Raw genomic sequence first — 13,499 nt, 5'->3', positions numbered from 1 at the left:
GGTGAGCTTTTCTTATTAAATCGACGCGTAAGGGGTTGGAACATGGCTATACCCATATATTATTTCTACAAAAGGAAATAAATAACACGGATGAATGACAATGAAGAAGATTACCCTTGGCTTGCTTCTGGTAACCATACTTGCTGGTTGCTCTGGTCCCAAATACACAGCGACGCCAATCAGCAAAGCGAATCAAAGCACCGAGGTTACCATCGTAGAGCACCCAGCGACCCGCAGTGTGTTTCTCGATAACATGCTGACGTGGTGTATGGATGAAGGCAAAAAATGCAAAGTGGCGAAACCCAATACCACGCCCGATCCAAGTGAACTGACCCTGACATATATCTCCCGCTGGAGTTGGGATATTCGAACCTTTGTTGCTGATGCGAAAATCAAAGCCTACAAGAATGATGCCCAAGTAGGAGAAGTAGAATTTAAAGCGCCGAACCACGCTACATTCTCGAAGTATGGTGATGACAACAAACGTATTCAGGCCATGATGGATATATTGTTTGGGCGAATAACCGTTTCTGAAGCGCAACAGAAGTTGAGCGCCGGAGAGTACTGAAGAAAAAGCCCGCATTTGCGGGCTTTTCCTTTCAATTCTATTTCTTGGCCGAACATGTTCCCTTTATTGCCATCTTCAACTTAGAAACTTCTGCTTTACCCGTTGCTTCATCAACAAGCTCGACCCCTGCGCCGCCGACAAAAGCGCCCATCTTAATGTACTGTTCTACAAAATAGAGTTGGCCTTTTTCGGTATCAACCAATAGATCATTGGGTGAGAATTCAGACTCAGTTGATACCTTCACCTGAGCACCACCCAATACTTCATGGTAAAAGAAGACGCCTGGAGCGGTTTCGCCAATACATTCCCCTTCAATGAAAACATCTTTTTTCAGTGCTGCACCTACTGGAGAATCAATACGGTATACGTAGATGCCTGCGTTATCTGAGGAGGCTGGTGGATTGAATTGTTTTGCGGCATTGGTATCAGCATCCGAAACGGTAGGCACAGTCGCACAACCTGATAGTGCAATGGCGGCAAACAGAGCCAAACTAACGACTTTTTTCATGTTATTCCCTCAACACTTAGTGAAGTGGCTAATTGAACCAAATAAGGCGGTACAGGATTGCGATGTATCCGAGCGTTTGGGAAATTATTATATTGAATAGTCAGAATTATTTACGGCCGCCACGATTTCAATACGTTGAATGCTTGGATTTTTCGAACACATTATTAATTGAGAATCCTTACTTTCTATCAACAGCGAGACACTTGGTTACGACATTTTATGCATATAGTGGTGGATGGTTCCGTTGTGAATCTGATTGAAGAGGAGAACCACCACCATGCAGGGAAACCACTATGTCGATACTCAGTTGTTCAAAAAACTGAGCGCCTTAAAAGATGAGAATGCCAATTCATCTGTGCCCGACTATACCTTCTTTGACCGCGTGCTTAGCCAGGTCGAAAACAGCGTTGAAATGGAACATGGGTACAAAGCGAGGTTGAAGCGCCGCCTTCAGGTACTCGCCGATGAATCATTAAACGTTCTCGTGCTCGGCTCGCCTCAAACAGGCAAGTCCGCCATGTTGTCAGCGATGTTTGGAGAGAGGGATTGGTCTCGCTCGGCCAACGAGATTCAGCGTACAGAACTCAACCGAGTGACGCTTTGGGAAGCTAACCTTCCTGACTACAGCCCAGAATCTAAGCCGCTAATACAGGAACTTTCTGCGCTATTGTCTGAAACCGATGACCACAGCAAACCACTGATTGATCTGGTCATGGTGGTGTTTGATGCCTCCTCCAGCAACATTGACGATAGTTACCTCGATATCTGCCGCACGATCATCTCCATGATGGGCAGAAACGCTGATGGTCGATTGATGGTACTTTTCAGCAAGTGCGACAAAGTTGCTCATGCCATTCGTGGAGAGTACGTAAAAGATGTGATGCCGATGGATGCAGAGATCTGGTTAGATTGCACGGCTGCAACGCTTCGGTATCGACTGATTGACAACGCAGGTGTTCAGACCCGTCCTTTGGCTTTCAGCGCCGAAGCGGGAGAGTCCCCAAGTGGTCGTCCTTTCAACCTGCTTAAACTTCTGGCCCGCACTATGGAAACCTTGCCGGAAGATAAATCACTCACCTTGTTCAATCATGTTCTCAGTCGCGGAGATGACCACTGGCGTGAGCATGATGACAACTTGCTTTATCTGCAGCTCATTGAAAATGCCTGCTTCGATGCCATCCATCTTGGCGCGCACGATGGTGATCGTTTCGGTGGTCAGCTAGGTGCGTTTTTGGGACGTCATGGCCGTGCGCTTGGAAACATTGTTTCAGACGAAATCCGCGGTCAACTGGGTATTTCCATCTAAATCCCCAAAAGGGCTCACTACTCGGTGAGCCCTTAACTTCCGTAGTTTCATCAGCTTCAAACCGCACATCATTCCTTAAGTAAACAAATTGTTAAATGCTATCAAGAGCGAGACAAATCGCCACTTGTGCATTGCGTATAGTTGCAGATGATAAATTGGTTACGTGAATGGTAATACCCAAGCTGACAGGAAGTCGCTGGCGTGAAAAATGTTTGGGTATAGGAAGTATTTACCGAGGACACACCCATGCAAAACAGCAAGTCATTTTCTCAACAACTGGCCTGGGACATCAGCCACTCTTCGCTGGTGGACGAGTTCAAAAAGTCCACCTTGCAACTGCGTCTGCATGAGCTGGAAGATCAGCCATTAAACATTATGGTTGCCGGCCCCAAAGGTGTAGGTAAAACCGCCACCATCAAAGCGGTGTTTGGCGATAACCTGACTGAAGAATTCAATGCTTCTTCCGGTATTACCCGCTTCCAAAATGGCAATCTGGTGGTGTGGGATTATCCCGGTCATAACGGCGATGAACAACATGACAAAATGCTGGATATGCAGATTGGATCAACGCTGAGCGAAAGCGATGGCGAGGGTAACCCGCTTATCGACATGGTCGTCGTGGTGCTGGATGCTGCTGAGCGCAATCTTAACCAAGGCTATAGACTGATTTGTGATGTGATAGTGCCAGCATTAGGCGAGGAGCTTGATAACCGTCTGGTGGTTGGACTGAACAAAGTGGATATTGCCAGCCATAGCTATGAGTGGGATTTCCTTAACGATTCGCCGTCACCAGAAGTGGAAATCTGGCCGGAAAGCACGGCGTCTTTGATTCGTCACTGCATGCTGGATGAGTCCGGTCTTGAGATCGCTCCAATTTGCTATGCGGCAGATTTTGAGCGCTCAAACGGCGAAGGTCGCCGTCCGTTCAACACCATCAAATTGCTGAACCAAATCGTGGCAAAACTGCCAGCGGAGAAAAAAATCACCTTGGTCGACACGCCGCTTAACAAGCAATCACTGGCGTGGTTTGATAGCGATGACCGCATGAATTACATAGTGGAAGTGGAAAACACCCTGTTTGATTCTATCTACGAAGGCTCGCGTGGCGGCGCACGATTTGGCGGATTGCTTGGTGCGTATATGGGTAAGCAGGGACGTGAAATAGGTTATCTGCTTCGTCGTAACCTGCGTCAGCGTCTGAATCTGGCTTAAGCGCCTATAACTAAAGAGAAAGGAGCCGAATGGCTCCTTTTTTGTATTTGCTATCTGTGGGGTTAAATCAATCCCACTTAAAGTCCAACACCCTTTCATCGGCAATGTAGAACAACAAATCGTTCGGTTTGATTTCCTGATCAAGGGAAGGGTTCAACTGCACCTTGCTGTCACGACGGAAACCAATCAGCGTTGCATCATGCTCCTTCTTCATTCGTAGAAAGAGCGCTTCAACCGTGGTGTATTGCGCATCGCAAGGGTAGGTGACCGCGTATTGCGTCATGCCTTTGCGGGTGTTCAAAAGCTCATGATGAAGCTCAGAAGAGCCCGGATCCACAGCTGATTTCGCCATCATTTCCACCGACACAGAAGGAATACACTCTGCGTTCGGGCAGTGGGTTTTCAAAAGGTCAGAAAGGACTTCCTCCTGGAAGTACGCGAGAATGTGAACATCCGGATTTTTGCTGGCGCAGAACAGGGCAGCAGCGAAGGTGATGTCGTCTTCCGGGTTGTCGATGATGATGCAGTCCGCATCACTCACGCCTGCGCGGCTCATCGCGGTTTCGTCGGTAAAGCTTGTGGTGCGGACAAAATCGATTTCCTTCGGCAGAGGGTTTTCAATGTCAGCACGCACGCACAGCACGATGGGGCGCTTGTCTTTTTCTTCGTGCAGAAGCATGTCGATGAGGTGAAGGGTTCGGCTTTCGTTCCAACCCAAAATCAAAATGTGTCCGGACACGTCAATGCTCCTTCTTCCTAACAGTCCTTTGCGCCAATACTCAATGGTAATACCCGCCAAGCGGCCTACACCGATGGCAAAAATACTTAGTCCACAAGGGATCACAAACAGTGCGACAATCCATTTACCCGCCGTTGTAGTGGGAGACATGTCGCCGTAACCCACTGTAGAAGCGGTCACTAACAGATAATAGATATAATCAACGAAGGGAGAAGTAAGTGCATGCTCTCCCGCTAAGCGAAGCAGCACCCAGCTTATGACTGCGTAGGCCAACACTGCAGTAATAACGTGCTTCCCGCTTAAACGCTGAAATTGAGAGGTGATCCATCGGCGAACCATGTACCACTTGTTCATCAGCCGTTTTCCTTAACCTTCTTAGAGTTCAAACTAGCGTGCCACTATAACAGTCTAATCCATCAGCAAATTTCTCAATTTTGCCGACTGTGAAAAAGTTCTCAGATTCGGGTTAGGCAGCAGCATTGATTAGCGTGTAGATTGAAATCAGTGACGAGAAGGACCGCGCCATGAGTGACAACAAATATCTCGATGAGTTTTCTGACGATGGCTTTTGGACCAAAGCCCGTAACTTTGCGCAAAAGGCAGGTTACGACGTATTGGAAAATGCCCTCAAGCTCTACTATTCCGCGACAGATGACGACACACCCAAATGGGCGAAAACCACTATTTTCGCCGCGCTTGGCTACTTTATCGCGCCTATTGATGCCATTCCTGATCTAACACCTGCCGTTGGCTTCTCTGATGACCTCGGCGTACTGGCGGCAGCGGCTGCAGCGGTCGTGATGCACGTGAAAGCAGAACACGGCCAGAAAGCAGGCGCGAAGCTGGATCAGTGGTTTAAGAAGCTCAATTAATTTACCCAGAGGAAAGGGCATGAAAGGAAGCAGAGTCAACCTCAAGGATGCGTTTGAGAAAGTCACGTTTCTGGAAGATCGAACGCCGGAACACTCGCTGAGCGGTGAGGGGGAAGATGCTTTTGCGACGCTGGCAGATTACCGGGATGGTGGCGTTTTCATTGCCCACTACGAAGGAAAGAGTGAATGGGAGCGTCATCCGGGCGACGAACTGGTGCATGTGCTGGAAGGGCAAACCACCATCTTCCTTCTCAATGGTGAAGAAGAAACACCCATTTCCTTGTCTGCCGGGGAGTTGGTCGTGGTGCCGGAAAATGTCTGGCACCGCTTTGATACGCCAAGTGGCGTGAAGGTGATGACAGTGACACCGCAGCCGACTGAACACAGTATCGAAAGACCTGACAACTAGCGGAAATCAGCTCGGAATTTCTGGCTGTCGTGCTAGAATCGCTGCCCTGCAATTTCCGGACAAAGTCGACTAGGCGTCATCATGACAAAACCGAACAAAACCACTTCACAACCTAAGAAAGGTCTGCACCCTAGAAATCCCCATCGTGCGCGATACGATTTCCCGGCGCTGATGAAAGGCACCCCAGAGCTCAAAGCCTTTGTGAAGAAGAACCCGTTCGGTGATTTGTCTGTCGACTTTTCCAACCCGCAAGCAGTGAAAACCCTCAACAAGGCTCTGTTGCAACACTTCTACCAAATCAGTTTCTGGGATATTCCAGAAGGCTATCTTTGCCCACCAATCCCTGGCCGCGCGGATTATCTGCATTACTTGGCAGATCTGCTGGCTGAATCCAACGGCGGAGAAATTCCAAAAGGCAAAGCCGTGAAGGGGCTGGATATCGGCATGGGCGCAAACTGCGTCTACCCGATGGTTGGTCACCGCGTTTATGGTTGGCAGTTCGTGGGCGCGGATATTGACCCAGTATCTGTAAAAAGCGCCAAGCTGATGGTGGAGATGAACCCAAGCCTCAAAGGGGGCATTCAATGCCGTCTTCAAAAGAACCCAGACCACATTTTCGCGGGCATGATTAACGACAAAGAGCGTTTCGACTTCACCATGTGCAACCCGCCTTTCCATGCTTCGATGGCAGAGGCAACAAAAGGCTTTGAGCGCAAAGTGAAGAACCTTGCCGCCAATGCCCGCAAGAAAGGCTCAGAACCCTTCAAAGCGCAGCCAATGAAAGGCAAGGGCAAACCAGTGCTGAATTTTGGCGGACAGAACGCAGAGCTTTGGTGTCCTGGAGGCGAAGCCGCTTTTATCAATAGAATGATAGAGCAAAGCGCCGACTTCAAGACTCAATGCCTGTGGTTCACCACCATGGTTTCCAAGAAAGAAAACCTGCCGGGTATCTACAAGCAATTGAAAGCGTTAAAAGTCGAAGATGTCCGCACCATCGAAATGGCGCAAGGGCAGAAAGTAACGCGTATTGTGGCATGGACTTTTCTCAGCGAATCCGCACGCCAAAACTGGTCGAAAAATGGCGAAAAATGGCGAAAAATAGCGCGCTTTTCAGGCGGTTTTTGGTTGGAAAATCGCCGCCTTATGCAAGGTCGTCATAAGCGATAAAAAGTGGTGTTCTTTTTGTGGTTTTAGCAGTAAATTCTGCCTGAATTGACCTTTGAGAATACGCTGTGAAAACGCCGACCAAGCGACTTTCCCTCTATGTTGCCCTGATGATGGTGCTGCTGTTAAGCGGCGCTGTGGGGGTTATTGGGGTCGATTTGGCGCAGGGGCATCACGCAGCTTTGCAGGATAGGGAAGGCGTGCCGCTGGCGAAGGAAGAGTATTCGCTGCTTCGCACCATGACATCACGCATTCTTCCCGATGACGTCGAGTTTATCGATGACGAACCCTCATCACTGTCAGCGTTTCCGGTTTCAGGCATTTCTCTGCTTCTCTTTGGCCTTTTGTCGTCAGGCTATTTCCGCACTCGCCAAAGCCGACAGAACATCACAGGCTTCTTCGCACCTTGCCATCTCCAGTTCCGTTTTATCCACTCAAGGGAAGGTTTCTCCAGCATCACTTAACCCTGTTAATTTTGATTCTTGGAGAGAATATGTTTGAAGCAATTCAGGAAGTGCTGGTGGCCTTATGGAACCAGGATTTCGATGCGCTGCTGGCTCCCGGCAGTGCGACCCTAATTTACATCATCGTGGCTGTGTTGATTTGCCTTGAAAGCGGCTTTTTACCGGCGGCTCCCTTACCTTGCGACAGCGTGGTTGTACTGGTGGGCACTTTGGCGGCCGTTGGTGTGTTAACGCCAGCTATCGCATTCCCACTGCTGATTGTGGCTGCTTCAATGGGAAGCTGGATGGCCTTCATGCAAGGTCGCTGGCTGAACAAATTGCCGATGGTGCAATCCTGGCTTAAGAAAGTGCCGGAAAAGAACATGAAAACCGTCGATGCTTTACTGCGTCAGCATGGTTTAGTGGCGCTTTTTGCAGCGCGCTTTATTCCGGGTGTCCGCTCGATTGTACCGATGATGATGGGCATCCGCGTGAAAGAAGCACCACGTTTCCACTACTTTGCATGGCTAAGCGCCACCCTTTGGGTATTCCTGCTGGCGGGCATCGGGTTCCTGTTGCCATCCCTGCCAGACGCGCTTGGACGAGCGGTAACCATGGGGCTGATGGCTGCTCCTGTTATCACGCTTTGTGCCGCGATTCTGACTGCGATTACCTGGCGAGTCCGCAAATTGCTGAGAGGCAGTAAGCCCCCTTCAGCACAAGCTTAATCCTGACCTATTTCATCGCCACGTCGCTTGCAAAACCGACGTGGCTTTTCTGATCTTAACGAAGACGTTTTAACCCATGAATATACTGCGCCCACGACTGGATATTCCGTTGCTGATCGCGATTGTCTCGCTGATCACCCTTGGCTCAATGAGCGTATGGAGCGCGAGCGGCTACAGTGTTCCTACCCTTGAAAGACACGTCGCCCGCGCCATGATTGCGCTTCTTGCCTTACTGATTTTCTCGTTGATCCCTGCCAAAACCTACCGGGCACTCACGCCGCACCTTTTTGGTTTGGCGATTGTGCTTTTGCTTGGTGTGATTGTGGCGGGAGACACGGTGAACGGCGCCAAACGCTGGCTCGCGCTTGGCCCTATCCGCTTTCAGCCTTCTGAAATTGTGAAAGTGGCGGTGCCTATGATTGTCGCATGGCTGATAGTGCGAGACCCCGGCAGGCCAGGTCTGCAAAAGATTGGACTTTGCGCGTTGGTCACAGCATTACCGGCAGGGCTGATTGTGATTCAGCCAGACTTGGACGGCGCGATCTTTACCGTGATGTACGCACTGTTCGTGCTGTATCTAGCAGGTATGAGCTGGAAGATCATTGGCTCAGTGTTAGCAGCAGTTGCGGCGACAGTACCGGTGATGTGGTTCTTCTTTATGGCGGACTATCAGAAACTGCGTGTCACCCAGTTTTTGAACCCCGAATCAGACCCACTCGGCGCGGGTTATCAGATCATCCAATCCCTGATTGCCATTGGCTCTGGTGGCGTGCGTGGTAAAGGCTTTATGCACGCGACACAAGGGCAGTTGGGATTCATCCCCGAAAGCCACACCGATTTTATCTTCTCAACCTTTGCAGAAGAGTGGGGCTTTCTGGGAAGTGCCGTCATGATTGCGCTATACCTGTTTATCTCAGGTCGTGCTTTATGGCTGGCAGTCAACACGGCTTCGCCGTTTTCCCGCCTAGTCAGCGGCGCATTGGCGATGAGTTTCTTCCTCTACGCCTTTATCAACTTGGGCATGGTAAGTGGCCTGCTACCCGTAATGGGAAGCCCGCTGCCATTTATCAGCTATGGCGGCACGGCGATGATCACCCAAGGCGCATGTTTCGGCATCATCATGGCACTCTGTTGCGGCAAGCAGCCAGTAGAAGCGACGTGGAGTGCGAGAACGTTCAGTAAGGCTTAACTTGCTCTTGGGGACTTCCCCTTTTTAAGGGGAAGGTTAGGATTTGGGGGCTCTTATATGGTTTTGCCTCAACGTGAGTTAACGTTGAGGCCATCTGAGTGCTCGAATCATCCCACAAAGCCTGAATTTTTCTGATGCATTTCCTCTGTATAAAAACGGCTCTTCACCGTTTATGGTGGAAAGACATATCAAGCTGTCCAAAGTGGAACAATATCGCCATTTTAAATCTGCTCTTGTTCCGATAACCCCTAGCACGCAACTTTATATATTGAATCTGTGCATTTATCGCCTCAGCAAGCCCATTGGATACGCGCATTCTCATTGCATTGAGTATTCTCGGTAGATGCTCCCTCACTGTGTTGGCAGCATTTATCATCGGCTTTATCCCGCTGGGTTTTATCAGAGCTAACCACTCTAGCCATTGGCTTTTGGCACCTCTCACTCGGTTTCTTTTCCAAATGAGTCTGGCTTGCTCCTTGAAAACCCAACTTAATCCAGTATTTACCATTATCTTTGATAATTCACAGATGCGAACTCTTAGCTGTTTATTGAGGCGATCGTTTCGTTTCAGCCAACCATAACGCGTTCGGTGACACTCTCGTTTCATTGATGACGGAAGAGATTCCACGTCTTGCTTACGCACATCATCTACTGCTTTGGTCAGGAGTTTAGCGATATGAAAGTGGTCAATAGATATGATCTGCTTGGCTCTGTGACCAAAATAGGTTTCTGTTGCATTGATAAAAGCACGGCTCATATCCATAGACACAGAGCGGGTTTGTAATTTGGCCTTCATCGGTAACACGGCGTAACAGGCTGTAAGGCTTTCTGCAGTTTTTCCATCGGAAACAGCGATAACTTGCCCCGCTCGGTTCGACAACACAGTGACATAGTCATGGCCTCGGCAGAACGCTGTTTCATCAACCAACAGGTGCTCAACGTTGTCCAATTGCCGTCGAGAAAGCCCTCTACTAACAGCTCTACCCATTATCCGGTCGATAGCTCCCCAACTGAGTCGAAACAGCTTGGCTACAGCAAGTAGTGACGTCGTTTGGAGTGCTTCAATGATTTTCGCTTCAAACAACTCAGTATATCGATTTCCCGAAGATGCCCAGGGAACTGGAAGCGTTTGCACCCCATGCTTTGGACAGTCACAGCGAGGAATTTTGGCTTCGATGTAGGTTTCAAATTGGCATGTATCTAGGTGGCGCCAAACCCGCTTACGTGAATCATGTTTTCTGACTGTTTTCTGGCAAGTTGGGCATTGAACAGTGTCTTTGGCGTACACAACCGTGACAGTGATTCTGTGAGACGATTCATCAAGCTGAACCGACGAAACGCTCCATGGTGAAACAAGCCCCAGTATGGCTTCATAAAGTGCAGTATCTTTCATTTTCAATCGAGCAGCTGAATTTCATTCTATTCTCGGGCTGATTCGATAGTTTGGAAAGAAAGACTTTCCACCACGAACGGTGAAGAGCCATAAAAACACAGGGGTATGTATATAGCAAAAATATGAACGCTTTTAATACGGGACGCCCGATTTCTCATTTTTGGGCCACAAGCCAATAAGTTAATCCACTGATTCTACTAAGCTATATGGTAAAGTGACTTAAGTGTACGCGGACTAAACGGGCGTCTCGATTTTGTACTAAACGGGCTTTATGCCCGCTAATAAGTTGTTAGTTGCCGAAGGTATACATGGATACATTAAAAAAATTACAAGATTGGTATCTCTCTCAATGCAATGATGATTGGGAGCATTCTTTCGGGATGAAAATTGACACTTTAGATAATCCTGGATGGTCAATAAAAATAGACTTAAGTGAAACTTCATTGGATAAACAAACTTTTACAACAGTAGAGGTTGATTATGAATCTGATAAGAATTGGATCTTCTGTAAGGTGGAAAATAACCAATTTATAGGGGCTTGTGGACCACTAAAGCTCGAAGCAATGTTAAATGTTTTTTTGGATTGGGCAGCAAATGGCAACTAACAAGGCAATCAACGAGGGACGCTTTGTCACTGCGGCAGCTTTTCAAAGTGTTGTGAATACAAAGGATTAAATCAGTATGGGCGGTTTGATAAGCGCCCGTTATTGCGACGTTATGCATCCAGTTGATTCCCAGACTATGAATATAAAGTTAGAGTTAGAGAAAGTAAGTGAAAATCCGGCCAAACAGAAAATAGTAAAGCGCTATTTGCTGGACTGCTGCGCAAAACTAGTGAGATTTAGATCTAGCGGTCGTTTACTAAAGAATTTACAAATTGCTAAAAAATTTTTGCGTGGTTTCGCCAGTCAGAAAGAAATTCACCAAGCCGAATGGGAATTGGAAGGCGAAGCCTTTGGTGTCGAGTATTTCTCGCAAGAAGGCGTAAAATTTTATTTTAGAGCAAGGAAGGATATTAGTACCGACCTAGTTAAGGTGAGAATTTCTAAAGGACTTTCCAATAACGCTTCTAGAAAATATTTGGAGGATATGACTTACTTTATAGATCATGTATTCAGTCATATTGAGTGCTCATCCAATTGGCTATTTAGAGAAGAGTGCGAGCAGTTTATGTGCCCAAGGATATATTCGAAGTATTTTGGAGTAGCTGCATAACAAGTCATTGAAGTAGGACAAAAAATAGATGGTTTTTGCTCCTTCGTCGCTTATTTTAACCAACTATTTTTAGCCTCTCAATGAGGCGTTATATGGTGAAAGTATGTTTGTAATTGAAGAGTCGCGAATCACATTAAGAATTGCTCTTGATGCATTGAGCCTGAATGAATGGTCTGTTGCTGAGTGGCGTGAAGATTCAATTAAAAGTGTGGATAGTACTGACGCATTCAATTCTGTCATGCCTGCTTTAGCGTTAGCGCTTGAACAAGCAGACGGTTATGCGTTCGATTCTTGTTGTTGTTTGGCACTTCAATACGCAAGAATTTCGTCTACCACTCAACAGCCTGAAGGGTTAACTGGAATCTTGAGTCAACTAAAGATCCATGAGTATAAACTAACTCAATCCGACCGCAGGACAGGCGAGTTAGCCAAATGGTTCAGGGTTGGAAATGCCATATAACAAAAGCTATCAACGGGACGCTTTGTTAATGCGGCAGCTTTTCAAAGTCTTGAGAATACAAAGGATTAAAGCAGTTTTGGGTGGTTTGGTAAGCGCCCGTTATTGCAACGTTAGCTTAAGTATGACCAGAGTACCTTTATTTATCTTACTCATATTGTCCTTCGCCACTCAAAGTAAGGAGAACGAAATTATGTTGCATCCAGATTTCCCAATTGTTGAAGGACATTATCAAATGACCAGCGATTGGGGCGTTTTTTTAGCCGAGAAATACAATCGAAGGATAGAAGACTCTGACTTGGTATTATGGCGGCCCGGCATGACTATTTGGGTATCTATTTGGGAGAATGACGATGGCAAATCGCAAGAAGAACTATTGTCTTGGATTAAAGAAGGTACTTCAAAAGATGCTTTTGAAGAATCGGTGTATACGAATGAAAGTGTGACATTTTATTCATATAGCCTCAGTGAAACGACGGATGATGAACGACAACCAGCGTTCTATTGTTTTGCTTTATCAAACACGAGCTATGTCCAAATGGCCATTTACTATGATGAACCATTGGCCAAATCGTCTGTTAAAGACTTGCACAGCAGCCTCGTGTATTCGGGTTAAATTAGCTAAGGCCCAGAAGCTAATGATAGCTAAAAGTGACTGTCCTTCTTTCGCTCTTTCGGTCCTTGTTTCCTACCGAGTCAGAGCAGTCAAAATCGCATCTAAAATTTCCTGATGATTTTCCGCTCGGGAAACCTGCCCCAGTTCCTGACAAAGTGCTTCTTCTCCTTCTAAGGCAAGGATGCTGAAACCACTCTCAGTACACTTAGAAATGCACTAAACTGGTTCGCGCCTGGAATGTCTTCAAGCGTTACTGAAGGAAGCTCAATCATTGATTGGGCAGGCACCAATGCAGGGTGTTGATTGGCAGACAGCTTAATCAACGTAATCGGATTGTCTATCACGGTCAGCGTATCGTCAGCAAAGGTGCAGTTAGCTCTGGGCTGATAACAACAACTGATCTCAGTTTGTTTTCAGTCTGAAGTGGGCGGAATTTTTCATCCGGTATAGTAGCAACGTCTATGTTGTTATTGCGTAACCAACGGCAGTCTATATTTTTGGTGCTGTCGCATGATGCCAGGTATTTCTCTGAGCTTATTTGGGCGCTGGATAGCATCAGCATCGATGTACCGCCCAGAAAAAAGCCGACACCGAAAACCTCACCCGATTTTAGTGTGTTCAGCCCAAGCTTCAAATCACTGGCTCTGAGTGTAATTTCATCGACTGCTTTGTCTGCCGTG

At 47.5% G+C, this 13,499-nt stretch carries 16 protein-coding genes and 2 pseudogenes; 13 read left to right on the top strand and 5 right to left on the bottom strand.

Features of this window, described 5'->3' with window-relative positions; genetic code table 11:
* The first annotated feature begins 100 nt into the window (after positions 1–100).
* A complete protein-coding gene (locus QL223_RS11755; protein ID WP_281544844.1) occupies positions 101–568 on the top strand; it encodes an Sbal_3080 family lipoprotein in 468 nt (155 codons plus the stop codon).
* A 37-nt stretch (positions 569–605) separates the two neighbouring features.
* Here QL223_RS11755 and QL223_RS11750 read toward each other — a convergent pair whose 3' ends face one another.
* Complete coding sequence (locus QL223_RS11750; protein WP_281544843.1) at positions 606–1,076, bottom strand: DUF2846 domain-containing protein; 471 nt, start codon at positions 1,074–1,076, stop codon at positions 606–608.
* A gap of 277 nt (positions 1,077–1,353) precedes the next feature.
* Here QL223_RS11750 and QL223_RS11745 point away from each other — a divergent pair, with 277 nt between their 5' ends.
* Positions 1,354–2,382, top strand: coding sequence for a hypothetical protein (locus QL223_RS11745; protein ID WP_281544842.1), 1,029 nt, complete (start codon positions 1,354–1,356; stop codon positions 2,380–2,382).
* Between the two features lie 246 nt (positions 2,383–2,628).
* Positions 2,629–3,594: a hypothetical protein gene (locus tag QL223_RS11740; protein ID WP_281544841.1), complete on the top strand. Its 966-nt coding sequence runs from the start codon at positions 2,629–2,631 to the stop codon at positions 3,592–3,594.
* A 67-nt stretch (positions 3,595–3,661) separates the two neighbouring features.
* Here the strand turns inward: QL223_RS11740 and QL223_RS11735 are convergent, their stop codons facing one another.
* On the bottom strand, positions 3,662–4,687 hold the full coding sequence (locus QL223_RS11735) for an ion channel (protein WP_281544840.1): 1,026 nt from the start codon (positions 4,685–4,687) through the stop codon (positions 3,662–3,664).
* 170 nt (positions 4,688–4,857) lie between these two features.
* Between QL223_RS11735 and QL223_RS11730 the strand changes: the two genes are divergently transcribed.
* The 6 genes and pseudogenes from QL223_RS11730 (at position 4,858) to rodA (ending at position 9,138) form a co-directional block, all read left to right on the top strand.
* Positions 4,858–5,205 carry a YkvA family protein gene (locus QL223_RS11730; protein WP_281544839.1) on the top strand — a complete coding sequence of 116 codons (348 nt, stop codon included), beginning with the start codon at positions 4,858–4,860 and terminating at the stop codon, positions 5,203–5,205.
* Between the two features lie 19 nt (positions 5,206–5,224).
* Complete coding sequence (locus tag QL223_RS11725) at positions 5,225–5,614, top strand: cupin domain-containing protein (protein WP_281544838.1); 390 nt, start codon at positions 5,225–5,227, stop codon at positions 5,612–5,614.
* An 81-nt stretch (positions 5,615–5,695) separates the two neighbouring features.
* Positions 5,696–6,658: pseudogene (gene rlmF / locus QL223_RS11720) on the top strand (23S rRNA (adenine(1618)-N(6))-methyltransferase RlmF); the annotation flags it as partial.
* Between the two features lie 188 nt (positions 6,659–6,846).
* Positions 6,847–7,242 (top strand): hypothetical protein, encoded by a 396-nt coding sequence (locus QL223_RS11715; protein ID WP_281544837.1) that lies wholly within the window; start codon positions 6,847–6,849, stop codon positions 7,240–7,242.
* Positions 7,243–7,271: 29 nt separating this feature from the next.
* Entirely contained in the window at positions 7,272–7,949 is a 678-nt protein-coding gene (locus tag QL223_RS11710; protein ID WP_281544836.1) for a DedA family protein, read from the top strand.
* A 76-nt stretch (positions 7,950–8,025) separates the two neighbouring features.
* Positions 8,026–9,138 carry a rod shape-determining protein RodA gene (gene rodA / locus QL223_RS11705; protein WP_281544835.1) on the top strand — a complete coding sequence of 371 codons (1,113 nt, stop codon included), beginning with the start codon at positions 8,026–8,028 and terminating at the stop codon, positions 9,136–9,138.
* A 163-nt stretch (positions 9,139–9,301) separates the two neighbouring features.
* Here rodA and QL223_RS11700 read toward each other — a convergent pair whose 3' ends face one another.
* On the bottom strand, positions 9,302–10,531 hold the full coding sequence (locus tag QL223_RS11700; RefSeq protein WP_281544834.1) for an ISL3 family transposase: 1,230 nt from the start codon (positions 10,529–10,531) through the stop codon (positions 9,302–9,304).
* Positions 10,532–10,839: 308 nt separating this feature from the next.
* On the opposite strand from QL223_RS11700, the gene QL223_RS11695 reads away from it, so the two are divergent.
* From QL223_RS11695 to QL223_RS11680, 4 genes are all read left to right on the top strand, one after another.
* Positions 10,840–11,136 (top strand): immunity 53 family protein, encoded by a 297-nt coding sequence (locus QL223_RS11695; protein ID WP_281544833.1) that lies wholly within the window; start codon positions 10,840–10,842, stop codon positions 11,134–11,136.
* A 76-nt stretch (positions 11,137–11,212) separates the two neighbouring features.
* Positions 11,213–11,746 carry a hypothetical protein gene (locus QL223_RS11690; protein ID WP_281544832.1) on the top strand — a complete coding sequence of 178 codons (534 nt, stop codon included), beginning with the start codon at positions 11,213–11,215 and terminating at the stop codon, positions 11,744–11,746.
* Positions 11,747–11,849: 103 nt separating this feature from the next.
* Positions 11,850–12,206: a hypothetical protein gene (locus QL223_RS11685; RefSeq protein WP_281544831.1), complete on the top strand. Its 357-nt coding sequence runs from the start codon at positions 11,850–11,852 to the stop codon at positions 12,204–12,206.
* Between the two features lie 190 nt (positions 12,207–12,396).
* Entirely contained in the window at positions 12,397–12,819 is a 423-nt protein-coding gene (locus QL223_RS11680) for a hypothetical protein (protein ID WP_281544830.1), read from the top strand.
* A gap of 170 nt (positions 12,820–12,989) precedes the next feature.
* On the opposite strand, the gene QL223_RS11675 is transcribed toward QL223_RS11680, so the two are convergent.
* Both QL223_RS11675 and QL223_RS11670 read right to left on the bottom strand, forming a co-directional pair.
* Positions 12,990–13,163 (bottom strand): hypothetical protein, encoded by a 174-nt coding sequence (locus QL223_RS11675; protein ID WP_281544829.1) that lies wholly within the window; start codon positions 13,161–13,163, stop codon positions 12,990–12,992.
* A 2-nt stretch (positions 13,164–13,165) separates the two neighbouring features.
* Positions 13,166–13,499: pseudogene (locus tag QL223_RS11670) on the bottom strand (hypothetical protein); the annotation flags it as partial.

This window comes from Grimontia sp. SpTr1 (assembly GCF_947387585.1).
Classification (GTDB): domain Bacteria; phylum Pseudomonadota; class Gammaproteobacteria; order Enterobacterales; family Vibrionaceae; genus Enterovibrio; species Enterovibrio indicus.
The sequence above is the reverse complement of the archived record's forward strand: the minus strand, read 5'-3'. Positions and strand labels throughout refer to the sequence as shown.